General features: G+C 53.0%; 24 protein-coding genes. 9 read left to right on the forward strand and 15 right to left on the reverse strand.

Features of this window, described 5'->3' with window-relative positions:
* Positions 1-76: 76 nt before the first annotated feature.
* The 4 genes from OSC10802_RS0120820 to OSC10802_RS0120835 form a co-directional block, all read right to left on the reverse strand.
* The gene (locus OSC10802_RS0120820) at positions 77-3,937 is read right to left on the reverse strand and encodes an FkbM family methyltransferase (protein WP_017718701.1); all 3,861 of its coding nucleotides are present in this window, start codon (positions 3,935-3,937) and stop codon (positions 77-79) included.
* Positions 3,938-4,161: 224 nt separating this feature from the next.
* Positions 4,162-4,290 (reverse strand): hypothetical protein, encoded by a 129-nt coding sequence (locus OSC10802_RS55760; RefSeq protein ID WP_255349158.1) that lies wholly within the window; start codon positions 4,288-4,290, stop codon positions 4,162-4,164.
* A 53-nt stretch (positions 4,291-4,343) separates the two neighbouring features.
* Positions 4,344-5,033: a methyltransferase domain-containing protein gene (locus tag OSC10802_RS0120830; RefSeq protein ID WP_017718703.1), complete on the reverse strand. Its 690-nt coding sequence runs from the start codon at positions 5,031-5,033 to the stop codon at positions 4,344-4,346.
* The gene (locus tag OSC10802_RS0120835) at positions 5,030-5,476 is read right to left on the reverse strand and encodes a tetratricopeptide repeat protein (RefSeq protein WP_017718704.1); all 447 of its coding nucleotides are present in this window, start codon (positions 5,474-5,476) and stop codon (positions 5,030-5,032) included. Before OSC10802_RS0120835 ends, OSC10802_RS0120830 begins: the two co-directional genes overlap by 4 nt.
* Positions 5,477-5,695: 219 nt before the next feature.
* Between OSC10802_RS0120835 and OSC10802_RS0120840 the strand changes: the two genes are divergently transcribed.
* Positions 5,696-6,463, forward strand: coding sequence for an aminotransferase class IV (locus OSC10802_RS0120840; RefSeq protein WP_017718705.1), 768 nt, complete (start codon positions 5,696-5,698; stop codon positions 6,461-6,463).
* Between the two features lie 241 nt (positions 6,464-6,704).
* Here the strand turns inward: OSC10802_RS0120840 and OSC10802_RS50500 are convergent, their stop codons facing one another.
* The gene (locus tag OSC10802_RS50500) at positions 6,705-6,848 is read right to left on the reverse strand and encodes a hypothetical protein (protein WP_155968146.1); all 144 of its coding nucleotides are present in this window, start codon (positions 6,846-6,848) and stop codon (positions 6,705-6,707) included.
* Positions 6,849-7,147: 299 nt separating this feature from the next.
* Positions 7,148-8,968 (reverse strand): Rqc2 family fibronectin-binding protein, encoded by a 1,821-nt coding sequence (locus OSC10802_RS0120845; RefSeq protein WP_017718706.1) that lies wholly within the window; start codon positions 8,966-8,968, stop codon positions 7,148-7,150.
* 193 nt (positions 8,969-9,161) lie between these two features.
* Between OSC10802_RS0120845 and remA the strand changes: the two genes are divergently transcribed.
* The 4 genes from remA to OSC10802_RS0120865 all read left to right on the forward strand — a co-directional run bounded on the left by remA (position 9,162) and on the right by OSC10802_RS0120865 (position 11,152).
* On the forward strand, positions 9,162-9,431 hold the full coding sequence (gene remA, locus OSC10802_RS0120850; RefSeq protein WP_017718707.1) for an extracellular matrix/biofilm regulator RemA: 270 nt from the start codon (positions 9,162-9,164) through the stop codon (positions 9,429-9,431).
* Positions 9,432-9,839: 408 nt separating this feature from the next.
* Positions 9,840-10,403, forward strand: coding sequence for a guanylate kinase (gene gmk, locus OSC10802_RS0120855; protein ID WP_017718708.1), 564 nt, complete (start codon positions 9,840-9,842; stop codon positions 10,401-10,403).
* Between the two features lie 195 nt (positions 10,404-10,598).
* Positions 10,599-10,943: a hypothetical protein gene (locus tag OSC10802_RS0120860; protein WP_017718709.1), complete on the forward strand. Its 345-nt coding sequence runs from the start codon at positions 10,599-10,601 to the stop codon at positions 10,941-10,943.
* Positions 10,940-11,152 carry a hypothetical protein gene (locus OSC10802_RS0120865; protein WP_017718710.1) on the forward strand — a complete coding sequence of 71 codons (213 nt, stop codon included), beginning with the start codon at positions 10,940-10,942 and terminating at the stop codon, positions 11,150-11,152. The genes OSC10802_RS0120860 and OSC10802_RS0120865 overlap by 4 nt, the downstream gene beginning before the upstream one ends.
* A gap of 538 nt (positions 11,153-11,690) precedes the next feature.
* Here the strand turns inward: OSC10802_RS0120865 and OSC10802_RS0120875 are convergent.
* The 3 genes from OSC10802_RS0120875 to OSC10802_RS0120885 all read right to left on the reverse strand — a co-directional run bounded on the left by OSC10802_RS0120875 (position 11,691) and on the right by OSC10802_RS0120885 (position 13,158).
* Entirely contained in the window at positions 11,691-12,197 is a 507-nt protein-coding gene (locus OSC10802_RS0120875; protein WP_017718712.1) for a photosystem I reaction center subunit XI, read from the reverse strand.
* Positions 12,198-12,494: 297 nt separating this feature from the next.
* Complete coding sequence (psaJ, locus tag OSC10802_RS0120880; RefSeq protein WP_017718713.1) at positions 12,495-12,623, reverse strand: photosystem I reaction center subunit IX; 129 nt, start codon at positions 12,621-12,623, stop codon at positions 12,495-12,497.
* Between the two features lie 40 nt (positions 12,624-12,663).
* Positions 12,664-13,158 carry a photosystem I reaction center subunit III gene (locus OSC10802_RS0120885; RefSeq protein ID WP_026098675.1) on the reverse strand — a complete coding sequence of 165 codons (495 nt, stop codon included), beginning with the start codon at positions 13,156-13,158 and terminating at the stop codon, positions 12,664-12,666.
* A gap of 163 nt (positions 13,159-13,321) precedes the next feature.
* Between OSC10802_RS0120885 and tsaD the strand changes: the two genes are divergently transcribed.
* On the forward strand, positions 13,322-14,377 hold the full coding sequence (gene tsaD, locus OSC10802_RS0120890) for a tRNA (adenosine(37)-N6)-threonylcarbamoyltransferase complex transferase subunit TsaD (RefSeq protein WP_017718715.1): 1,056 nt from the start codon (positions 13,322-13,324) through the stop codon (positions 14,375-14,377).
* Between the two features lie 106 nt (positions 14,378-14,483).
* On the opposite strand, the gene OSC10802_RS0120895 is transcribed toward tsaD, so the two are convergent.
* From OSC10802_RS0120895 to OSC10802_RS50505, 3 genes are all read right to left on the reverse strand, one after another.
* Complete coding sequence (locus OSC10802_RS0120895; protein ID WP_026098676.1) at positions 14,484-14,756, reverse strand: hypothetical protein; 273 nt, start codon at positions 14,754-14,756, stop codon at positions 14,484-14,486.
* A gap of 114 nt (positions 14,757-14,870) precedes the next feature.
* Positions 14,871-15,596, reverse strand: a complete 726-nt coding sequence (locus OSC10802_RS0120900; RefSeq protein WP_026098677.1) for an ACT domain-containing protein — start codon at positions 15,594-15,596, stop codon at positions 14,871-14,873.
* 98 nt (positions 15,597-15,694) lie between these two features.
* Complete coding sequence (locus OSC10802_RS50505; protein WP_017718717.1) at positions 15,695-15,910, reverse strand: hypothetical protein; 216 nt, start codon at positions 15,908-15,910, stop codon at positions 15,695-15,697.
* 1,022 nt (positions 15,911-16,932) lie between these two features.
* On the opposite strand from OSC10802_RS50505, the gene OSC10802_RS0120910 reads away from it, so the two are divergent.
* Positions 16,933-17,484, forward strand: a complete 552-nt coding sequence (locus OSC10802_RS0120910; protein ID WP_017718718.1) for a GNAT family N-acetyltransferase — start codon at positions 16,933-16,935, stop codon at positions 17,482-17,484.
* 52 nt (positions 17,485-17,536) lie between these two features.
* Here the strand turns inward: OSC10802_RS0120910 and OSC10802_RS0120915 are convergent, their stop codons facing one another.
* A complete protein-coding gene (locus tag OSC10802_RS0120915) occupies positions 17,537-18,259 on the reverse strand; it encodes a hypothetical protein (RefSeq protein WP_044170177.1) in 723 nt (240 codons plus the stop codon).
* Positions 18,169-18,720: a pantetheine-phosphate adenylyltransferase gene (gene coaD, locus OSC10802_RS0120920; protein ID WP_017718720.1), complete on the reverse strand. Its 552-nt coding sequence runs from the start codon at positions 18,718-18,720 to the stop codon at positions 18,169-18,171. Before coaD ends, OSC10802_RS0120915 begins: the two co-directional genes overlap by 91 nt.
* A gap of 352 nt (positions 18,721-19,072) precedes the next feature.
* On the opposite strand from coaD, the gene OSC10802_RS0120925 reads away from it, so the two are divergent.
* Both OSC10802_RS0120925 and OSC10802_RS0120930 read left to right on the forward strand, forming a co-directional pair.
* Positions 19,073-20,143, forward strand: a complete 1,071-nt coding sequence (locus OSC10802_RS0120925) for an endonuclease/exonuclease/phosphatase family protein (RefSeq protein WP_155968148.1) — start codon at positions 19,073-19,075, stop codon at positions 20,141-20,143.
* A gap of 167 nt (positions 20,144-20,310) precedes the next feature.
* A complete protein-coding gene (locus OSC10802_RS0120930; protein ID WP_155968150.1) occupies positions 20,311-20,472 on the forward strand; it encodes a hypothetical protein in 162 nt (53 codons plus the stop codon).
* 791 nt (positions 20,473-21,263) lie between these two features.
* Here the strand turns inward: OSC10802_RS0120930 and OSC10802_RS0120935 are convergent.
* Positions 21,264-22,451 (reverse strand): glycosyltransferase family 4 protein, encoded by a 1,188-nt coding sequence (locus OSC10802_RS0120935; protein WP_017718723.1) that lies wholly within the window; start codon positions 22,449-22,451, stop codon positions 21,264-21,266.
* Positions 22,452-22,783: the final 332 nt, after the last annotated feature.

The following is a 22,783-nucleotide window of genomic DNA, read 5'->3' on the forward strand; positions in this document are numbered from 1 at the left end:
CTTAAAAAAACCGGGTTTCTTAACCTCGGACACTCTTTTGGGTTTTTTCTGCCTGCTACTAGGATTTGACCGGCACTTACCTCAGTTCCCAAGCTCCCGTCTCTGACTGAACAGTCCGCTTATCGCTGAGGCTGTTCAAATCACATGAGGGAATAGTTTCAGCTTTCGCTTCCGCGATCGCCTGTTTGTTTTCGCTTTCCAAGACAATTCGAGCGTGGAGGCGGGGCAACAGGGCTTCCCACTGCATTTCACCCAGCTGTCCCACCAGAGAAATTTCTGGCCCATCTGTCACGTCTAAATCTTCCTGCATGAGAAGATTCATGGTAACGCTGGATAAAATGAGATTGGCATCTTCCTCAGAAATGTTGCTGGCATCGACCAGCAGAGTCATGCGACTTTTATCGGGGTGAGTGACAGCCGCCCTGATGACTCCCTCCAATTCCACACCTAGGGACTCTTCGGGCTGTGACCAATCTGGAAAAATGATAAAATTAATGTCGCTCAGCTTAAGAGGAAGGAGAGTCGCTTCAATCAGCGCAGAACTCACCTTTTGAGCCATTGATGACCAGGAAAACTTTTTCGCTTGTTCCAGCCCTGCTGCAATTAGTGAGTTGCGCACCTCTGGCTTTTGGACATCGCACAGGGCATTGGCCATTCCATTAACATCTTCATCACTCACATATAAGGCGGCTTTCCCCGCCACTTCCGGAATTGAGGCATTGGCACAAGTAATCACTGGGCACCCGCAGGACATTGCCTCCAGAACAGGCAGCCCAAAACCTTCGTACTTCGAGGGATACACCAGCGCTACCGCACCGGCATACGCCAATCTCAGTTCCTCATCGCTGAGTTGCAGCATGTGAACAGCAATCCCCGATGTGTGAGCTCTCAACTCGGGTGGCAGCAAACCGCCGCTCCCCGTGCAAACAATCTCAAAGCCATGTTTGGTGGCGAGCTGAGCGAGTCCTTGGAAAAACAAGATAGAGTTTTTGTAACTGCTCCCAACACCAACCCCAAGGAAGTAGGGTTTTGAGATGCCGTACTTTGTTTTAAACCGGCTGATCTCATCCGGGCTGGCTGGCGAGAAAATCTTTTGCACCCCACAGTGGGCTACGGTAACAGATTCCGGAGATATCTCGGGAAAAAACTTTATTAAGTCCCGCGCGGTATTTTCAGAAATTGAAATATACGCAGAGGCGTGACCGATACCGTAATGCTTCTCTCGCCACATGGGCTCTCTGAGGTCAGCGCCCACAATTTCGGGAATCATGTCATACGCCATGAAAACCGACGGCGCTGACAGGGGGGTTGTGTAGTAGGTTGAAATAAATAAGTCAGCCCCCTGTTCGTCGCAAACCTGCTGCAGCATTTCCCGATCCGCCGAGGTGCTGTTATAATCATAAGGAGGCACGAGAAGATACTTGATGCCCGGAACGGCTGGAGCAGTTCCGGCGCGATCGAGAACAACAATATGCTGAGCGAAACTTTTTCCCGCCCATTCTTCAAGCAAGGAGCGCCAGACACGGGCAATGCCGGTTTGATAGAACTGGAAGAATATAGCGTCAATCAGAATGGTGGGAGGCTGTGTCTTAGTTGCTGCCGGCTGGCTCTGTGACTCCTCTGGCTGCACAAAGCGCCAAACATTGCTGCTGGGTTCTTTCTGTGCGATTGGCACTACAGCGCATGACTCCGCCGTGTCAACCATCGTTGCGTCCCCCACCCAGGGAAAATACTCACGCAATAGAACGGGAAATTTAGTCTGCTCCTGCAAAGATGCCCACCAGGATACAGCATTGGCATAACCGTAGTATTGCTCTTTAAATTTCAACTGATCGGGTGTCACATAGGCAAAATGCTGGAAAACCAACCCCTGTTTTTCTGTTTCTTCATGTCGAAAGGGGTTGACTGCTGCCACATCCTGAAACTGGCCATCGGGTAAAGGTTCAGCTAATCTTGGGGGCTCGTGCGACGCCCAGCGCATTCCGGGTTTGAACCTCCAGGTGCGCAACCAGTCTTGTGCGGGATTCTGCGCGTAACAGTTCCGAGTGCTAATAACGAGCTTCTCTCCGACAAAATACCAGCACCAGTAGAAAGCAGCTGTTTTTTCAGGATTGTTGACGAACATCAGTCGCGCTTTACAGATTTGCTCGACTGTCCACAGTTCATCTACATCCACTTGCCAGAGCAAACACTCCTCCTGAATGTTTGCCAGCGGTGCGCTCACCATTTCGCGCTTCCCGTCCCAGAAAACCCCCGCCGGTTTGCGATAAATCGTGACATTTTCTGGATAGAGCTGCGCCAGTTCGTCCAGGTATTCTGTTGTGCCGTCAGTGCTGCGTCCGTTGCGGTGGATTTCATCAGCAATCCGTCCCCCCAGCTGCAAACTCCAGGCGGTATCATGTTTCAAATCTGCTACCCCTTCAACAATATGCCAGTGCCATTTGAAGGGAAGTTGCTTGAATATGTCAATATGGTAGCGGATGAAGGGTTCGCCATTCAGGACAATGGTAAAGAAATGAATGGGAAAGGTAGGAAAAGCAATGTAATTTTCGTAAAAAGAGTCTGAATCTATTGCTTCTTCCCCGATCTCTCCATTTTCAACGATGCGGTGACACTCATAACCATTTTTTAATAAAAACCCAAAAGTTTCTACAGCGCTTCGATTCAACCCCTCTAACATCTTGTGAGATATTTCAAACTGAATAAAGCGAATGGCTTTTCTCTCTAAAAGACCCACCGCCCCCCGCAGAGCATCACTTTCGGCACCTTCAACGTCAAGCTTTAAATAATCTATAAACTGAATATTCTGTTTTTCACAAAAAGAGTCTAGCGTTATGCTTTCCACTATTTCAGTTTTTATAATGGGGACATATTCGCTAGGATTAGCAGGATTCAGCATCTGCGGTTTGCCGATACTATTCCAAGCCGAGTAATCTTCTGGAAATTCATTCAATTCAATTGTTTTATTTTCCGAATAAACGGCTTTTTGGAAAATTTCTACATTTTTACATCCATATTTACCTATCCGCGCTTGGAGTTTCCTGAAAGTATTTGATGCAGGTTCAAACGCATATACTTTTCCAGAACTTCCCACCAACTCACTAAATAATATTGAGTAGTCGCCAATGTTCGCACCTATGTCAAAGACAGTCATCCCGGCTTGGACGATATTTTTGACGAGCAATTGTTCGGATTTTTCCGATGAAAAGTTAAAATTTGCTTCTCTCATATAAGAGTTGTCTCTTTTATTTTCTCTCCTTTTAAAAATTGCATACCCATTCCGAAGCTTTTTATTTTCATTGACCAACTGGTACTTATTGTCTGCTAGCAATTTTTTATATGTGTTGAAGTTTTTAAAGGTATTTATATCGTCAAGAAGAATTAATTTGGCTCCGTATATTTCTTCTAGTTCTGCATTACCAGTAAATTCAGAGCCATCTATAAGCACGACATCAAAAAATACGATGCCATTCTCTTCTTTAATTTTCTTGATTCCATTTCCAACCACTCCAGAGCTTTTTACATATTCAATATCCTGACGCAGCCAACCCAAAACTCTATCCAGTGGGTAGTAGTTTAGATTGCTCCTGGTTGAAGTGTAAAATTTTATTACTTCGCTCTCGTCAGGAAACTTTTCCAAAGATACCGATGAGACATTGTAACACCTCACAAAATCATCAGTGGCGTACCTTTTTTGTAATTCTGTGAAGCGAGCTTTTGAAACCTCCATGCAAAAAAGTGTAGGTTTGTTAGGATTTTTGCAAATGCCTGTTACAAATGCTTCTGTGCTTCCCTCCCCAGAAGACGAGCCGATTTCTAAAATAGTTTTAATATCTTCTTCTCTGGCTATTTTTTGAATGGCCGCGTAAAATTCATCATTTCTTATTTCGGCTGGGATAATGCGGTTGAGTTCAGAATTTGAAAGGTTATCGCTCACAATCGTTCCTCTATCTGTTTTAGCTAATCATTGTTGCGGCAAGGGCATAATTGAATTCGGCTGCACCTGAGCCAAAAACATTTTATCACCCGAGCAGTCAGAATGCAAATTTACCGACTTCTGCAATAGATGAATCCCCTCTTAGGAGCATTCACCTGCAGCCCCACACTCACTCAACTCCCCAAGACTTTCTAATTTTATGGCTGTTGCTTCCTTCTAATTTTTTAGGGCTTTTCCAGGACTGCTAAGATTCCCTGATTAGCAAACTCAGCTCTGCCAGGATAAAGCATTTCTAGAGTTTCCTGAGTCTCTGGGTCAATTGCATCCTCGAACATACCCTCCAGCCTATTCACTAAAAAATAACTTTGATTTATAAACCCTACATAATCTTCTGTAAAAAACCTATTTAATTTATATGAGGCGATTGGTACACATAATAGCTGATTAAATCAGCTGTTTCTTTATCGGTAACACTATACAAATAATCGCACAGTTCCGGCGGTTTCATAAGTAAATGTCCCCAAGGAGGAATGGGAGAATTACTAAACTCAAAGATTTGCCCTTGATTGTCTGTAATGTTCGGTATGTGATGTCCATTTCGGGATCGCCAAATAGGTGCGAAGAGGGAAAATAGTTTCCCTGAAGGCTTCAAACATAAAAACATTTTATCTAGCGCCAAGGGAAACTTATGAATATGTTCAAAAGCTGCAATAGAAAATATTAAATCATATTTCCCATAGTATTCCTCAGGAATATCTTCTATGTTCCCCAGAAAAAAATTGTACTTGTCTGACCTTCTGTTTTTGAAACCTAGCCCAGAAGCGTCCTTAATCTTATAAAGAATTGTGCCTTGGTGAGAAAGCCCACCCACTTCCCTAAGAGCAGCCTCGTAATCAGGCGTTTCTACAGCAGACCAAGAATTAACCTGGAGATAATCAAAAACAAACTCCTCAGGTAAGCTCCCCCCAACTTCCAGAACATCTTTTCCTTCAAATCCAACAAGCTCCTGGCATGCATGAGCGTAGGAAACGTGATAACTCAGGTTGAATTTAGCTTTACACTCTGAAAAGTTAGCTTCGGTTAACCTTTTACTCATCTATTCGCACCTCCTGCACTGGGCGATTCAGGGCGCTCGCCCCCACTCCCCTTCGCCGGCTGCCTCACCCGCTCCAACAGCGCCTTATAATCCTGCCGGCCTGGATACAATTTTACCAACTTCTCCAGCGGTTGAACAGCCCCCTTCGCATCATTCATTTGCAGCCTAACATTCACCAGCCCCTCCAGCGCGGTCTGATTCTCCGGCTCCCGCTCCAGAACCAATTCATAGCCTCGCGCTTGCCCTACCAGGGGCGATTCCGCCACCGGCACTGCTGCCGTTGAAGACTCGCTGCTCGGCTTCAGAGCACTGCTGAAAAGTTTAGCCGTGCCAAACACCACAGATCCACCAAACGACACGATTGATACCACCGCCATAATCCTCTGAAGGCGCTCAATCCGCTTGCGGCGGGATATTTCATACTCTTTCTCAGCCTGAACCATTGCCTATCCCTGCTAATACTGACTTCCCCGACAGCTAGACCTATCTCGCTCTAAACTAAGCTTACCCAACTCCTCAGGAAAAACGATCGCCTTTGCGCAAATAACCGGCTTTTTTCAGAAATATTTAAATCCGTCCTCAGCTGTCGCATCAACCGGCAAGAATAACACAATAAGTTACTCCCTTTCATCATACCACAAACCACCCAATTGCAACCGCAAATGTTCTGGTACACCGGCCACCTCAACCCCACCGGCACCCTGCAACTCCCCGCCGACGATCCCGCACTCCTCTACGGAGCCACCGCATTCACCACCCTGCGCGTCTATCACGCCTCCCTCGACAGCCCCCAAACCAACTGGAATGGCCACTGCCACCGGCTCCAAACCACCCTGCAAACCTTCGGGTGGCAGCAACCCGACTGGCACCGGCTGCGACAGGGCGCAGAAGCCCTCATCCCCACCTGGCCAGTCCTGCGAATCGCCATCTTCCCCGACGGCAGAGAACTCATCACCGGACGCCATCTCCCCCCTGACTTAGGCCACCGGCAGCAGAGCGGAATTCGCGCGTGGCTAGCCGACTCCCCCCAATTTTACCGCACCCTCCCCGCCCACAAAACCGGCAACTACCTCCCCGCCTGGCTCGCTTTGCAAACCGCCCAGCAGCGCGGTGCCCGAGAGGCCATCCTCACAGATGCCGGCGGTAACTGGCTGGAAACCAGCACCGGCAACCTCTGGGGCTGGCGAGACGGCAGTTGGTGGACGCCCCCCCTCGAAGCCGGCATTTTGCCCGGACTGATGCGAGCCCAGCTCACCAGCCGGCTGCCGGTCAAAGAAGAACCCTGGACACCAGACTTGGTAAAAGGATTTGAAGCCCTCGCCTACAGCAACAGTGTGGTCGAAGTCATTCCCATCCACACCATTGATGCCGGCACCGCTGAGCTTACCTACGATCCGCGCCACCCCGCTTTCCTGGAATTGCGCAGGTAGGGCCAACTTCCGTGCCCAGCCGGCTGGAAATATCTCTTAGCCCGCGCAGGCGGGCTTTGTCTGTATAGCGGCAGAATTTATTCTGCCGGATTGCGTTCTTGCCGGCACCGCTCTCGCTCACCTACCACCCATCCCACCCCGCGTTCGGTGGAATTGCGGGCGTAGAGAGCAATTCTTGGCCAGCCCCCTGGAAACATCTCTTAGCCCGCGCAGGCGGGCTTTGTCTGTATAGCGGCAGAATTTATTCTGCCGGATTGGGGTCATACCGGCACCGCTCTCGCTCACCTACCACCCATCCCACCCCGCTTTTCAGGAATTGCGGGCGTAGAGAGCAATTCCTGGGCTGCCGGCTGGAAATCTCTCCCCAGTCAGAGGTTGCCGGCACGCCGCGACCATTAAATTGAAAATAACTCAGGCCAGTGCCTCAGGGCTGGCTTTTCGCCAGCAGGGGTCAATCAGCCAAAAAATTTAGGTTTTCTATTATATCACATCAGGGCGCATCTTATTTTTTAAGCCCTTATAAAAAACGACCAGCTAAATCCACTAGCTGGCCCTCAAAATTTTCTACTTGCGTTGTCGTCTCAACAGGAGGATTGGCCTACTGCGCGTTCCCAAGCGTGCAGCGGGCCGTGAAATCTTAAATCTTTCCTAAATTTCATTGTAACAAAAAACACTAAAAATTTTTCACAATTCTTTATCGCTCCCTTCCATCTGGTTCACGTAGCGCCGGCCTTCTTGGGGACGCCCCCAGAGGATGCGCTCGTGCTTATACACAACCATACCAGGTTTTGCCCCTTTTGGCTTGTAGACGTGCTTCGGTTCAGTATACACCACCGGCACCTGCGCCGCTTCCCGGGCCCGGCTGTAGTGGGCCGTCACGTCAGCGGCAAATTGCAAATCCGCCTCTTCGGGCGCAGCTCCCGCCGGCAAGCGCAGCAGCGCGTGACTGCCGGCAATCTCTTGCGTGTGGAACCACAAATCGTAGTCCCCCGCCATACGAAAACTAAGTATATCATTTTGCCGGTTATTCCGACCCACCAGCAATTCAAATCCGCTCGGCGTCCTGTACCGGTAAAAATCCGTTGCCGGTGCGTCCGTCTGGCTGCGGTATTCCGGATTTTCCAAATACCCCTGGCCAATCAGCTCGTCCCGAATCTCTTCCAACGCCTTCAAATCAGCCGGCTCCCTATAACCCTCCAGCTGGGCAATCTCCATTTCCACCAGCTCCAAATACTCAATTTCCTCCCGCACCTCTGCCAGTAACGGCTCAACAGCCGCGCGGGCCCGTTTCAGCTTTTGGTGCCGGCGGTACAGAGCTTGGGCATTTTGCACAGCATTTTTTTCCGGTTCCAGAGCGATCGCCACCGGCTCCCCCGTTTCAAAATCCGGGAGGGCGATAGATTTCATCCCCGGCTGCCACGCCTGGAGGTTGGCCATCAGCAAGTCCGCCTGCTGCCGGTGCCGGTCTGCCTGATCCGACTGCTGCAAGCGCTCCTGAAACGTGCCAGCCTTCACCTGCAACTTTCCCAAAAGGCTGCTGATTTTCTGACTCAGCTGGTGGCGCAACTGCTTGAATTCCTGCTGGTTCAGCTGCTCAGTGTAGTAGCGGTTGAGCAATTCTCCCACAGTTGGGGGACTGTCATTTTGGATTTTGGATTTTGGATTTTGGATTGGGGAATCTCCCGCAAGACCGAGATCCCCAGCCCCACCGGCACCCCAGCCGATCACCGTGTACCCATCCTCAGCCGGCATCGGTTGAAACTGCTCTTTCTCCAAAGCGTGCAGCCATTCCAGCCACCATGAAAACAGCCGGTGCCAGTCACCGTCGCTCAGGGTATCAACCGGCTGTTGTGGATCGAGACCGGCAGCTCGCACCATCGACTCCACCAGAGAAGAGCTCAAACCGCGATAGCTTTTGAGCAGCTGCCGCCCCAGCTGGCCAGGGATCAGGCTGACTCGCTCCCGCCAGCGGTCAAAGGATTCGCTGGAGCTGGGTATGGGTTCAAGCAGTGCCGGCGGGACTTCGTAGGGCTGGCCGGTTTGAATCGGGCGCACCCTGGACTGCCGGTCGCTGACTTGATGGCCGGCGGTGACGATCAGGTTGTCCTGATTTGCCAGAATCACATTGCTATATTTGCCCATAATTTCCACATACAGGTGCCAGATGGCCTCCTCTCCGGGGCGTCGGGCGAACTGCAAGTCGGCGACGCGCTCCCAAGGGGCAATCGCCTCAATGGCCACCAAAGCCAAGCCGGCCAGCTGGTGGCGCAGCTGCTGGCTGAAGGTAAAGGTATCCGGCGTGCGGGGCGGGGGGCTGCCGGTGCAGAGGCGGGCGGCTTGCGGGTGCCAGGAAATGTCCAGCCAGCCGCGCCGGTCAAGAGTGCGCACGGCGATAGCGATGGTGTGCCGGTCGCGCTGGTAAACCTGTTCCAGACGCGCCGGCAGCCAGGTGGCCCGCAGCTCAGAGCACGCAGCAGTTAAGGTGGTGAAGTCAACCGTTCGCACAGCTTCAAGTGGATAGGATCTGTTTCCATGCTGGCAGATCCGTGGCGCAAGTTGGTAAAAAGCTGAAAAAAAGAGAAAAAATTCTAAAATCTCTCATTTTCTCGCTTTTTAGGCTTGTGAGTCAAGATTTTTGGGGATACCATTGAAAGAGAGTTGTTGTTTGCTCCTCAGAAGGCTAGGCGGTCAGTTTGTCATGGACAGTCAAATTCAGCTGATCAATATCGGTTTTGGCAACATCGTGTCTGCCAACCGAGTCGTGGCCATTGTCAGTCCAGAGTCTGCTCCCATCAAGCGGATCGTCAGCGACGCCAAGGAGCGAGGGCAGCTGATTGACGCCACCTACGGGCGCAGGACGCGAGCGGTAATCATTACCGACTCCAGCCACGTCATCCTTTCGGCCATCCAGCCGGAAACCGTGGCCCATCGCTTCGTGATGAATAAAGACGGCCAAATGGCCGGTTAATAGCAATTTTGGATTTTGGATTTTGGATGCCCGGATGGCCGGATTTTGGATTGAATCAGCCCCAGGAAAAACGGGCAGGCACGCCGGCCCATTGGTGTCAAATTAAGCTGTGTCCCGTAGTCTCTAGGCGGTTGAAACCGCAGCTACACAGACGAAACCCGCCTTCGCGGGTTTCAAGATTCTAGCTATTCTCTTAAGTCCGCGTAGGCGGACTTGGTTTGTGTAGCCGCGATTTCCAATCGCCGGGAGCTTAAGTTGACACCAGTGCACGCCGGCCCTGCCCCTACGGTAACAGGGCCACGGGGGCAGTCTCCGTGTGGCCCCCGCCCTGCGAAGACCGGCTCGGTGTTGCTTCCAACGCCCAGTTGATAGGAAGATGAAAGGAAGAAATTTCAACGTAGCGGGCGCATGAAAACCGGCAAACTGATTGTACTGACTGGGCCAAGTGGCGTGGGGAAGGGAACCCTGTTGCGAGCGCTGCGGCGGCGTCATCCTGAACTGTATCTCTCGGTATCCGTGACGACGCGCTCCCCCCGTGCCGGTGAGATTAACGGCAGACACTATTATTTTATTGACCGGCACCAGTTTGAGCAAATGGTCGCCGCCGGCGAACTGCTGGAGTGGGCGGAGTTTGCCGGCAATTACTACGGAACGCTGCGCCGCCAGGTGGAAACTCACCTGCAGGAAGGGGAGTGGGTGGTGCTGGAAATTGAACTGGAAGGGGCGCGGCAAATTCGCCGGTCGTTTCCAGAAGCGCTGCAAATCTTTCTCCTCCCGCCAACAATGGATGCGTTAGAAACCCGCATCCGCGAGCGGGGTAAGGATTCGGAAGAATCGATGGCGCTCCGACTGCAGCGCGCCAAAGAAGAAATTGCCGCTGCCGGTGAGTTTGACTTCCAGATTGTTAATGATAATTTGGAAAAGGCATTAGAGGAGATTGAAGCGGCGGTATTTGCGCCGGTGAGTTGCTGAATATTGCAGTCAGCAGGGTGCGTTCCCCACAGCGGAACGCACCCAAAGTTGTCTTTCGTCTGCCGGTGCTGCCGGTTGGCGATTGCTTGTGTGATATGAGTGGGGGAGAGAGAGGCGCTAGACCTCTGAACATCGGTGCAGCGGATACCCCTTTTCCCCTTAGAATTTGTAGGAGAACATCTAAATTAGAAAAACATGGCAAAGCTCTCCCCAGAAACTGCCGCTACTATCTGGAGTTTGAAACAGCAGTTGCTGGATATTGTTGATGAGGCAAAAACGGCAGAGTTTGTTCTGTTAGAACGTTTTGGAGAAACGGACAGGACTGTCATGGCTCTGAATGAACTTCAGGATATCGCAGAACAAGCTGCAGCTCGATTCTCCCAACTGTCAAACCTTCAGCTTAGGATTGCCGGCTCACAACCCGCTGTCGCTCCTGACATGCTAAGATTACTGGCAGAGGCGATTGCAACCTTACAAAACCGGGTGCCTGCTTTGCAGCGCAGTATAGAAGAAATTAAACTAGATTGGAGTTTGACATGAGTGAAATGCCGCCCGTGCCCGATCCAGAAAAGGTTAAGCAGACAGTGGCTAACTCCCGTCGCTCGCGCCAGGAGATGGAGTTGGCCGGTTTGCAGCTAGAACTTCTCATGGCTCAGTTAGAGCAAGAGAGTCAACAAAAGCGCATGAAGCAGTTAAACAAAGTGCTGAGTGTGCCTGACACAGAAGCGCAAATTTCGAGCAGAACTTAGCTTTTACCCCGAGTGCAAATGTGGCCGTTCGAGAAAGGTAACTGTCAGCATATCGCGTTTCTCAAATTAGTATGCTACACACAAACGGCTCCTAACGGAGCCGCTACGCTAACGGTAGGGGCGGAAGGGCCCGCCCCTACAAAAATGGCTTTATGGGCCATATTATATCAATCTGAGAACCGCTATATCTCGTTTCTCATTGAACACGGATTTTTAACCGCAAAGACCCCTAGATGCCTTGGCGCTCTTGGCGTCTTGGCGGTTTATTAAAAAATAATTCTCACAAATCAATTCTAACGGCTATATAATCAGCTGTTAGGCTTTTAATCTTCCTGTCTGCCCTTTGGAGGCAGAGCCTCCAGGACAGCGTTTCCAGCCTGAGGCTGGAAACGAGAAATTTCCCTCTAAAGACAGATGCCACCGGCACCCCAAAACTGCAACATAAAACCCGCCCCTGCAACTCATAAATCGCAGAGACGGGCTTTATAAAAACTCGCGGGGCAAAAAGCTCAAATTCTCAATCCGCCCCCACCGGCACTTAGCCGACTAGATTGCCGAAAGTTTGAAACACTCCCGACTGGAAAATCAGATAGAGGATATAAGCGAAAGCCGCACCGCCAATTCCACCGACGAGAAAACCGCCAGAAAATTCGCTCCAGCCTTCATCTGTGCCCAAGCCTTCCGGGGGATTGGGCGTCGTAATTGTCGCCACCGGCTTTTGCACGCCCACACTCCCGTACAGCGACAGGCACAGGGTCAAAATCACCACTAAAATTACAGCTTCAATCAACCCAACCACATCGGCCACCGGAGTGTTGCGGAACTGGCTCGTCCAGGCGAACGGGCCAAATAGCAAATAGCCGTGCGCCATCCCGACTTCTAAACCGCGACGGAAGGGAGACAGCCCTTTCCGGTACGCCGGCAGATTGTTAATCAAAGTCTTGGTGAAATCAGAAGCGCTCACCGGCGTGGCCAAATTGCCAATTTGCGGGTCGCCGGCTGCGGAAACCACTTCCCGATTCCTGGGATCTGCTGTTGCTGCCATGCTTTCTCCGTATTTATATAACGTTGTTGCAATATTTTAAGCTAAAAACCGGTTTCCCTGGCAGAATCTCTCAGAAATTTATAAAACTTAATTTTTCTCCGCCGGCACGGCTTCTCTAATTATGAAACCCGCGATCCGTGCGTGCCCTGCGGTCACGATGGGGGCGCTGGCACCCCCGCACGCGACTGCGCCTCACGACCGCGAGTTTCCGTGCTTCGTCAGGGGTCATATGCCGGCGGGCAAAAACCGCCAGCACCTGACAAATGATCCAGTACAGATGACAGGGGACTGAGCCCTTTACTGCATGGGGTGGAAAAGAAGGTCGGGGTAAAAGCGGTTGATTTCAATCAAAAGCCCAGCTGTGAAGCTCAGCCAAACTGCAGCCAGCACCGGCGCAGAGGAAAGAAAGCGCTGCAAGTCTTTCATGGGGGGATTCTCCTAAAAACGGTTAGCAACTCAAAATGGACTAGCGTGGGGACACGGGGATTTCATCGTCTTTGGCATACAGTTCGCCGCTGAGGGCGTCTTTGACTGCAGCGAGTGGCCAAGCAAAGCCGGTGAGCATTAACCCAACGGCCTTGGGCACATCGATGATGATTTCTTTCTCTTCGGGGTTCTCACCCTTGCGGATATCGATCAGATAGGCCCGACCGACCCAGCCAATCCAGCCAGCAATGTACAGAAACAGAATGCCAGGAATAATAAAGTCTCCCGCATGGCTCCACCGGCCATCAGCAATCAGGTGGGGCAGCCCCTCAGGACCGCACAGCGCTTGCGAGTAGCGCTCAAATCGCTTTTTCCCTGATTCGGGGTCAGCGGTGGTATTGCGAGCGTATTCAGCCCGTTGCTGGAAAGCCGGCGATTCGCTGCACGGCACTAGGCCCGCCACATCTGCCGAGGCGGCTGGGACAGCACAGATCCAAACACTAATGGCCATAATCAGACCCAACAATCGTCGCATCCAATTTTTTCCTTTTGTTACAAAATGTAAATTTTTGTGGACAACCTGCTGAGGTTACTTGTGCAGGCCGGTTGGCGCTGACATGAAAGCAATGATACTCCCCTGCGGCCTCTCAGGAAAGTTTAAGCTACTACAAGTACCTATTTCAAAACATTACCAGCCAATGGCAACGGTTTTAGCAATTGAAACAAGTTGTGACGAAACTGCCGCCGCAATTGTTAAGAATCGTGAAGTCCTCTCCAGCGTCATTGCTTCACAAATTGCAACACACCGGCAGTACGGCGGCGTAGTGCCGGAGGTGGCGTCGCGCCAGCACGTGGAAACCGTCAATGACGCCATTGCCCGAGCCCTGCAAGAGTCCAGCCTCAGCTGGGCCGACATTGATGGCGTCGCCGCCACCTGCGCCCCCGGTCTGGTCGGTGCCCTATTAGTCGGGCTCACCGCCGCCAAAACCCTGGCCACCGTCCGCAACAAACCCTTCCTCGGCGTCCATCACCTAGAAGGCCACATCTACGCCACCTACCTCAGCGAGCCCTCCTTGCAGCCGCCCTTTCTCTGCCTGCTCGTTTCAGGCGGCCACACCAGCTTGATTCATGTCAGAGATTGCGGGATCTACGAAACCCTCGGCCAAACCCGCGATGACGCCGCCGGCGAAGCCTTCGATAAAGTCGCCCGGCTGCTCGGGCTGGGCTATCCGGGGGGGCCGGCCATTGACCGGCTGGCCCAAAGCGGCAATCCCCAAGCCTTTCCCCTGCCCGAAGGCAATATTTCCCTGCCAGCCGGCGGCTATCACCCCTACGACTCCAGTTTTAGCGGCTTGAAAACAGCAGTGCTGCGCCTGGTGCAAAAGCTGCAGCAACAGAGCGACAGCCTGCCGGTGAGCGACATCGCCGCCAGCTTTCAGGACACCGTGGCCCGCTCCCTGACCCGGCGCGCCATTGCCTGCGCCCTGGACTTAGGTCTGGACACCATCGCCGTCGGCGGTGGGGTTGCCGCCAACAGCGGACTGAGAAAGCACCTGCTTTCCACCGCCACCGGCCACAATCTGCGGGTGCTGTTTCCGCCCCTAAAATTCTGCACCGACAACGCCGCCATGATCGCCTGCGCTGCAGCCGATCACCTGAATCGGGGCCACACTTCCCCCCTGACCCTGGGCGGACAGTCCCGGCTGGCCATCACCGGCGTCATGCAGCTTTATAGCAGCAGTCATATTGGTTAGGGCACGGAGGGAGCGCCTGCTCTACGTCGGGACAAGGTAGGATAGGCGATCATTCCGACGAGCGTGTCCGAACCTAAGTGACTATTGCTCTCCCGGTGACGCTCAATCAGGGTGCGGATTTGAGCGGCGACGGCCTCCGGCTGCTCCACGATCGCCTTCCGCCGTCGGGAATTTCAATCACATTGTCCCCATCCCCTGGAAACAGCGGGTGAGAGCTTGCCAGGTGGCGCACATATTTCGGCTCCATCATCGAGTCCCGAGCGCCGGCAATAAAATAAACCGGCTGCTTGACTTTCGAGACAACTTGCGGTATAATGTTAATCTTCTCTTCTGTAGTGGAATCGAGCAGCGCCCCCAAAGCCGCCTCCGGGTGAGGCATAACGAAATCTGCCAGACGCTGCCGGCCCCTAGAGCGCCAACCGGCCAATTCAACAGCGTCGCGACTGAGAAACCCGGTTTCTTAAAGAAACCGGGTTTCTGGGGCGTTCAGCCCCTAAAAACGCCGGCCTAGCAATCTCTGGCGCACGCTTTCGGCAATTTTGTGGCCCAGGTAATCGGGAATCAAGCTCTCGTTCGGGCCCAAGAGATAGAGAATCAAGCGGGTGCGCCCGCGCCAGACGAGCAAGTTGGCGTTCACCACCAGCAAGTCTTCTTGCCAGATGGCGTACATCACCTTGTAGAACAGTCCGGGCTGGTTATCCGCTTCTATCAGCAGCGCCGGCAGGTGGAAGACGGGATCGACGTAGAATTCAGTTTCCACGTCCTCGAGGCCAGCGTCGAGGTTGAATTCCACCGCCAGCATTTCTTCGACTTCAAAGTGCCCCGCCAGAGCCTCCCGAATCGCCCTGCAGACGTTTTCTGCAGTCTTGTCCGTCAGCGCTTTGCCCCCGCGAGACACCACCAGTTTGATAAACACCAGCATCGGCGGGCATATCTGGCCATACAGGCTGAGGCTGTGGATGGTCAGCCCGTAGGCAGCCAGGACGCCAAAAATGTCGCTCAGCAGGAACGACTGGTTGCGGTATGCAAAATGCAGGGCGCTTTTGTTGCCTTCCGGTTTCAGCTCAATCACGGCTTGCCGCTTTTTGTAAAGCTGGTAGGCGAGCTTCAGGTTTTGCAGTTGAATTTCACTGCTGACAAATTGCTCGTAGAACTGGGGAAACGCCCGGTTAAAGCGCTTGAGCAGTTCAAGTGTAGATGATTTTAAACCTGGAGCCATAATCGGGGGGGGAAACTCACTTGCCAGCTCGAATGCACTGGGGAGGACTGCAGCCCAGTTTCTGCTCAATCCGCACTCGCCCAAATCAGCGACGGACATCACTGCCCTTTTTTGATGGAAAGCTCCCTGCTTTTTTGGGGCGCACCGGCACAATCGCTATCCCGCTCTGCCGCACCCGCTTTAAGCGGGTGAAGCAGGCTTCCAGCACCTGCGCCGGCCTCTGGTGATGGACAGTTTTCCAGATGGATAGAGGCGTTTAAGTCTCTGTCAATCTCAAATCCGGACGGTCGCTCTGCTGTAAAGCCCGAGGTCAAGGGGCATTGATTTTTCAGGGTGAGATTGGCAGCATTGAGTGACAGGAAATACTGCCACGAAAGCGATCGTAGCCTTTAAACCGTACCGAGTGGGGGCGCGGCACTAAAAGAGCGTTTCCCCGAACGGTTGAACACCATACTGGCTCCATCCGCTGGACAATTTCTCCATCCAAGGGTCGTGAGGTTTGACGCGGTAAGCCAACAGTTTTTGAGTCCGTTTGCAGATAGCTTCACACAAACATTGTGCGCCTCACGCCACAGCACCTGCCGGCTGTCCCTCGCGTGTTTGGCCCTGGGAGTGGCCTGCTTGCTATTCTGCTTGAGCTTGTTACGAATCGCTTTCAGCGCCACACTCCTTCAAGTCGCTACAATTAGGCCGCATGGCTTGAGCGAGCCGCTCTCACCAATTCTCCTGAACAACAGCCGCACTGACCCCTTTTCCCATTCTAGGGCTGGATGGCTCTCACAGGTTCATAACTTTGGCGGGCCCTCCGAGGTCGCGCCCGGGCTGTCCCGCCACGGCACCCCTGAGCAAAAACACTCAAGTCTGGCGCTCCGGGGGGAATTCAACTGCCAGGGGGCGATGCGAACCGGCGGCCAACAGGTTTAGCGCCACTGTGGACTTTCTGCGGCCCGTATCTGGGAAGGTGCTATTATCTACAGGTGGCGCTAAAGTTTGGTGGCGTGAATCCCTCGGTCGGGACTGACACAAATAAATGCCTGCGGGCTTTTAGGTGCACACAACATCCTGATATAATGTTTTCAATACTACGTGGGGACTCTCGCGTTCCCCTCACCTCTAGAACGCGTCCGTCGCGTCTCTTGACGGTGCGGTAAATTCCCTCTCGCTGAATCAACAGCGGTCTTTTGACAGCACGTGTAGCCTGATTGGCTGCCGTGGTGTGCCGGGAAATAGGGAGCTGCTCTTATGCAGCCCCTACCAGATATTCCCGTCCTCTGCGCCTGAAGAATTCCCCGCGCTTCCCGCCGGGGGCAAGTCTCAATACCTTAAAGTCGCCGGCATGGGTTTTTGGAAAAACTTATTTAGCGGTTCTGACGCCTCTTCTGCCCCCGATGCAGTCCAAACTGAGGATTATGTTGCTGCAGGTGCAGGCGAGCCCGTCCCCCAGATCCTGCGGGATCGCAACGGCAATCCCTTGCGCATTTATTTCACCACCGACCGGGACATTGACCTCTACGAACTCGAAGAACTCTGCGATGCTGTGGGGTGGTCGCGGCGTCCGCTGCGGAAGGTCAGAAAAGCCATTCAGTACAGTTTTCTCGTGGTTTCGATGTGGGAGCAGCGAGGGGCCAAACGCCGTCTGATTGGCTTCGCCCGCGCTACCTCAGACCATGCCTTTAATGCCACCCTCTGGGATGTGGTGGTTCACCCTGACTGTCAGGGCAAAGGCTTGGGCAAGGCGATGATGAAGTTCCTAATCAAGAAACTTCGCAGTGAGGATATCAGCAACATTACGCTGTTCGCCGACCCCCACGTCGTGGATTTTTACCGAAATTTAGGCTTTATGCCTGACCCTGAGGGGATTAAAGGCATGTTTTGGTATCCAGAATAGGGCCAGGGGCTAGCCGTACAGTGCGCAAGGGACGCGCACCGCACTGGCCCGTTTAATGCTTTGGCCACTCGGTAGGGCGCGTCTGGGGTGCCGGACGCGCCGGTGGGGGGACAGCCGGCTGCGCCTCGGGCTGGCGCAACGCTGCCGACTCCTGGTGCAGCTGCTGCCGGCCATTTTGGATCACGCGCATCATTTCGCCCAGCTGCAGCTCGATATTTCTCAGCACCCGATCGGCGTAGTCGTCCGCACCGGCATGAATCTCTTGGCACTCCGCCATCGCCCGCTTCCGCATCTCCTCGATTTCCTGTCCGGCTTGCCGGCGCACCCGCTCAATTTCAGCGATCGTCTCCTCTCGGACTAGCTCGCACTCTTGCTGCACCTGCTGCCGGATTTGCTCCGCTTCCTGCTTGGCCTGCCGGAGCAGCCCCATTTCATCCAGAATCTGAGCGGCTTCCTGCTCAGCTGCCGCCAGGATTTCCTGCGCGTACCGCTCCGCCTGCCCCAGAATTTCCTCTCGGCGGCGCATAATTTCTTCCGCCTCCAGATAAGCTGCGGGCAAGTTCAGGCGCACCAGATCCAGCTGGTCGAGCACAATTTCTTCATCAATGAGAGTGCGTCGCGTCAGCGGGATGCGGGGGCTGTCGAGAATCATCTCCTCGAGCCGGTTGAGCTCCCGCTGGATATCTATGCCTCCGGGTCCACTCGGTCGTGATTCATCCTGAGGGCTGCTTCCTGTGAGGTCGGGATCGATCCGGGATGTGTCCTGGCGTAACATCGGGCAATCTCTAGGGCAACATGTTTGGGGACTAGATGATCGACAGAGCCACCAAATCTGGCGATCTCTTTCACTACACTACTACTTAAGAAACTGTACTCGTTAGAGGTGGCGAGAAAAACTGTCTCTATTTGCTCGTAGAGCGTGTTATTGGTGTGCGCCATCTGTAGCTCCATTTCAAAGTCTGAAAGGACGCGCAGCCCCCTGAGCAGCACTGTAGCTTCTCGCATTCTGGCATAGTTTACCGTCAGCCCTTCAAAACTGTCCACTTCTATGTTGGGCAGGTGTTGCGTGGACAGGCGAATCTGGCTGACGCGCTCAGCTATGGTGAACAGCGGCGTTTTGTTGGGATTGCGCACAACCGCCACGATCACGCTCTCGAACAGCTTGCAGCCACGCTCAATGATGTCGAGGTGACCGAAGGTAATGGGATCGAAGCTGCCCGGATAAATGGCGATCACTCGGTTTGGGGTTGGAGTTGTTGGTGTTCCTGATACATTTTCTCTCTCAGATTACTGCGAAACTGCACGAATACGCTTTCCCCTTGGCTTGCGAGCCAGGCAAGGCGCAGCGATCGTCCGCCCAGGGGCAATGGCTCCCCTTACGCGCCTATAACGGATATAACGGATGCAGGAGCCCTGATTCGGTAGCGGATGTAACGGACGCCCTTTTCTGGCGGGAGCGAGGGCAGGGGGCGTTCTGGCGCTCGGGCAGGCCGCCCGGACAGGCTGGGGCGCTCTCGCCAAAGCTCCGTGCCGGTGCCGGCCCCCCAAATTGTACCACCCTCCGCGCTCCTGCCAAAACACTTCCAGTTTGCCTCTCACGACGGCTGTCTCTGACTGTCCGCAACCGGCACCCCGGGTTTGCTGCCGGTGCGGTGCGCTCTCAAACTCGCCTTACAGGTTTATGCACCCATTTTTCAATATCGCAGACTGGCGCAAGCAAATCAAAAACGCCCTCTCCCGCTGCCTAATTCTCGGAACCGCTGTTTCTGCGCTCTTTTCTCTGACCGGCTATCTGGGCGGCTATCACCTCTATCTTGAACTGACCAGCCATTTCAAATTACAATATCTAGCCACCTGCTGCTTGGCCTTAATTTTCTTTTCTTTTACCCGCAAAAAAGTGTGGTGTCTTGTCAGTCTCTTCTGCATCGCTCTCAATCTTGCTGCCATCGTCCCCTGGTACATCCCCCAGCCCAAGAGTGCCGGCACTCCTGCGGGACTGGAGCTGCGGTTTTTCCTGGCCAATGTCCTGACTTCCAACCGGCGCTATCAGGACGTTCTCTCCCTCATCCAAGAAGAAAAACCTGAGATCGCTGTGTTTTTAGAAGTCAATGAGACTTGGGCAAAAAGACTGGACCCGCTTCGGGATATTCTCCCCTATTCTTTAGTATACCCTCGGGAAGACAATTTTGGAATAGCCCTTTATAGCTCTCTGCCTCTCCAGAACAAGACTGTCCAGCTGTTCCGAAATGAAATTCCCAGTTTGTCTGCCAGTGTCACCTGGCAAGGAAAAGTTATTTCAATTCTCGCCACGCATCCGCTTCCTCCCATCAGTCAAGGCTACTTTGAGTGGCGCAACAGCCAGATCAAAGAACTCAGCCAGTACCTCCAGCAGCTAAAAACCCCAAAGGTTGTGCTTGGAGATTTGAACATGACCGTCTGGTCGCCCTATTATAAAAGCTTTGTCGAAAAAACCAAACTTCACAACAGCCGCACCGGCTTTGGCATCCTGCCCACCTGGCCCGCTCAATCCCCCTTGCTGTTGATTCCGCTGGATCACTGTTTGGTCAGTGAGGGAATTCAAGTGTTGCATACCCGGACAGGTCGGAATGTTGGTTCAGATCACCTGCCGCTGATAACAGATACAGTCATCCTCCAGTAAAATTTTAGCACAATCGCCGGAGCTGTTGCCAGCGGCAAGAACGAGAAAATTGCCGCAACTTTTTCGCAACAGCTTTTCGGCGTCGGCGCAAGATGAAAGGGATGTTTTGGGCCAGTCAGGCTAAAATAGCAGGGAATATTTTTTCCGAAGGTGAGTCCCAGTTATCTATGTCTGCCCAATTCATACAAGGCTTGCTTGACCGCTTGTTTATCCTGCTGGCACTTACAGCTACGCTGCTTTCTCTGACCGGCTACCTGGGAGACGAGCGGGATTTTGCATTGTGCCGACATGGCGGTCAAGGACTGTTCCGTTTGGATCTCTTCCGATAGATCGCTGTTTGGTGAGTCCAGAGATTAAAGTTGTTAAATTTAGGAAATCTAGGAATAAGGAGTCGGAGCTTTTGCCTGTAATTGCACATGCGATCTCCGCTACTAAAGAGCGGGTTTATGATTGTTGTTGGAGCGGTTATACTTGAATTGTGTTAAGGAGTGTTTTAATAAACCGCCATAGACGCGCCAGCGGCTTCCCGCAGGGTAGACGCCAAGATCGCCAAGGAAGAGAGAGAGAATTTAAACTCGGGTTTATATGGTGTATATTTCAGGAAGATTTGGGGGAGCCCCGCCCTACAATTTTTTGCTGTGTGGGGGCGGGGGTGACAGGACAGAGCTGTGTGACTTTAAGTTCGGGTGAGCCGGCACCGGCAACTTTTCTTTGGGGTCGAACGGGCTACTTCAGCACTTTTACAGGTATAAGATAGAGCCAAGGGAGGTGAGAAGCTGTTAGGCTTTTAATTTGCTTGTCTGCCCAAAGGAGGCAGAGCCTCCTGGATATCGTTCCTTTGGCAGTCACTTCGGAACTGCGCACACCGCCACCGATGAAAAATCGCTTCGGGTGGCGGACGATCCAGTAGGGCTAGAGTCCTAGTACGAACCTTTTCAAGTCAGAGCCTGGGAATGGGGGAAAAGAAAAATAAGCCTAATATTCAGAAACCAGGTTTCTTTAATAAACCTGGTTTCTGGACGCCAAACTGTTAGATGTAATTGTGTCTTGTGAGACCGGCATTTGGCTTGTCCTTTCCTGGCGGTGCGGTAAAAAGCCGGCCCTTGTGGGGGTCATAGCGTTACCAGTCAACCTGCGCACGCTCGCGCACCACATGCTCGTACACAACTTCCGTCTGCTTGGCGATTTTTGCCCAGCTGAACCGGAGATCGAGCTCCTCGTAGGCGTTGTCAACGAGCCACTGGGCGTAACCGGGGTTTTTCAAGACTTCCAGAATGCCCCACGCCAGGGACTTGTAATTGTTCGCCCAGGTGACGATGCCGGTTTTGGTGTGGGTGACGACTTCTGGCAAACCGCCGGTGTCGGACACCACCACCGGCACGCGAGCGGCAAAGCTTTCGAGAGCCACAATGCCAAAAGGTTCGTAAAGGCTGGGAAAAACAGCGCAATCCGCCACCGCCTGAAATTTGTTGAGGTCGTCCTCGTACATAAAGCCGGTGAAATAGCACTTGTGCCAAATCCCGATATCCCAGGCGATGCGCTTGAGATGGTCGGTATTCCCCCCGCCAATAATCACAAATTTGACCTTGCCCCCCATTTCCCACAGCACTTTGGGAGCGGCGCTCAGCAGCACCTCGACACCTTTTTCGCGGGTCATCCGACCGACGTAGTAGACAATTTTCTCGTCATCGCCGGCAAACCGGCGGCGGAAGTTCCAAGCGTCAAAATCTTCCCAGCGGGGTTTTTTCTCGGGGCGGATGCCGTTGTAAATCACGTCGATTTTGTCCCAAGGCGTGCCCAATACTCGTGCCACCTCGCGCCGCATGTACTCGGTGCAGACAATCACCCGCCAAGCGTTGTAGGCCAAGTCGCCTTCTTTGCTGTGGATGTAGCGGTGTTCGTCGTTATAGATGCCGTTGTAGCGGCCATATTCCGTAGCGTGGATCGTGGCAATCAGGGGGATCTTGAAGTGGTGCTTGAGCGCCATTGCCGCATCCCCCACCAGCCAGTCATGGGCGTGTATGATATCAAAGGGCCCTTCTTCTAATATCAGCTTGCCCCCGTGACGCCCCATGCTGTCGTTCATCCGAGCCACCCACTCGAAGAAGTTGTGGCTGTGGCCAACCAGGACGCGGTGGACGTGGATGCCATCCACCATTTCATACAGCGGTGCGCGGCCAAACTCCACCGTGATTAAATGGACTTCATGCCCCAGCTTCACTATCTCGGGATATAACTCCGCCACATGGCGGCAAATGCCCCCCACGATTTTTGGAGGAAATTCCCAGCTCAGTACCAATATCTTCATAACCCTCACTCATTACTAGGATTTTTCATAACTTTACATAGCTTCATCAATTTTTATTAGCATATTTTTTCCAGAATGCCACAAAAAAATGGCGGCGCTGCAATTTTCCAGTCCGTGAGGCGGGTCAGGAGTCAGGGGTGACGGGGAGAGCGCGGTTCGGGGGGGTGCGAGAAGCGGATGTAAATTTCATCTTTTTTTAGGATTTCCGCAGCACCTTGACCTGTAGTGCCGGTGAATAACTCAGCCCAGCGATCGCTCGCGCCGGTCCTGTTTTTGTTCAGCTTTAACCCTCTTGCCCGGATCGTTCCCTTTTTCGGGGCTCCCCTCTACAA

Origin of the sequence: Kamptonema formosum PCC 10802 (assembly GCF_000332335.1) — a bacterium.
GTDB lineage: Bacteria > Cyanobacteriota > Cyanobacteriia > Cyanobacteriales > Oscillatoriaceae > Oscillatoria.

What these genes read in the sequence shown, in the direction of transcription:
- OSC10802_RS0120835 (WP_017718704.1), bottom strand. Translation starts at nt 5,476, where the DNA reads ATGGTTCAGGCTGAGAAAGAGTATGAAATATCCCGCCGCAAGCGGATT.
- OSC10802_RS0120930 (WP_155968150.1), top strand. Translation starts at nt 20,311, where the DNA reads ATGTCTGCCCAATTCATACAAGGCTTGCTTGACCGCTTGTTTATCCTG.
- OSC10802_RS0120875 (WP_017718712.1), bottom strand. Translation starts at nt 12,197, where the DNA reads ATGGCAGCAACAGCAGATCCCAGGAATCGGGAAGTGGTTTCCGCAGCC.
- psaJ (WP_017718713.1), bottom strand. Translation starts at nt 12,623, where the DNA reads ATGAAAGACTTGCAGCGCTTTCTTTCCTCTGCGCCGGTGCTGGCTGCA.
- remA (WP_017718707.1), top strand. Translation starts at nt 9,162, where the DNA reads ATGGACAGTCAAATTCAGCTGATCAATATCGGTTTTGGCAACATCGTG.
- OSC10802_RS0120935 (WP_017718723.1), bottom strand. Translation starts at nt 22,451, where the DNA reads ATGAAGATATTGGTACTGAGCTGGGAATTTCCTCCAAAAATCGTGGGG.
- OSC10802_RS0120915 (WP_044170177.1), bottom strand. Translation starts at nt 18,259, where the DNA reads ATGTTACGCCAGGACACATCCCGGATCGATCCCGACCTCACAGGAAGC.
- OSC10802_RS0120895 (WP_026098676.1), bottom strand. Translation starts at nt 14,756, where the DNA reads ATGCCTCACCCGGAGGCGGCTTTGGGGGCGCTGCTCGATTCCACTACA.
- tsaD (WP_017718715.1), top strand. Translation starts at nt 13,322, where the DNA reads ATGGCAACGGTTTTAGCAATTGAAACAAGTTGTGACGAAACTGCCGCC.
- OSC10802_RS0120885 (WP_026098675.1), bottom strand. Translation starts at nt 13,158, where the DNA reads ATGCGACGATTGTTGGGTCTGATTATGGCCATTAGTGTTTGGATCTGT.
- OSC10802_RS0120910 (WP_017718718.1), top strand. Translation starts at nt 16,933, where the DNA reads ATGGGTTTTTGGAAAAACTTATTTAGCGGTTCTGACGCCTCTTCTGCC.
- OSC10802_RS0120830 (WP_017718703.1), bottom strand. Translation starts at nt 5,033, where the DNA reads ATGAGTAAAAGGTTAACCGAAGCTAACTTTTCAGAGTGTAAAGCTAAA.
- OSC10802_RS0120860 (WP_017718709.1), top strand. Translation starts at nt 10,599, where the DNA reads ATGGCAAAGCTCTCCCCAGAAACTGCCGCTACTATCTGGAGTTTGAAA.
- OSC10802_RS0120900 (WP_026098677.1), bottom strand. Translation starts at nt 15,596, where the DNA reads ATGGCTCCAGGTTTAAAATCATCTACACTTGAACTGCTCAAGCGCTTT.
- OSC10802_RS0120865 (WP_017718710.1), top strand. Translation starts at nt 10,940, where the DNA reads ATGAGTGAAATGCCGCCCGTGCCCGATCCAGAAAAGGTTAAGCAGACA.
- gmk (WP_017718708.1), top strand. Translation starts at nt 9,840, where the DNA reads ATGAAAACCGGCAAACTGATTGTACTGACTGGGCCAAGTGGCGTGGGG.
- OSC10802_RS0120840 (WP_017718705.1), top strand. Translation starts at nt 5,696, where the DNA reads ATGTTCTGGTACACCGGCCACCTCAACCCCACCGGCACCCTGCAACTC.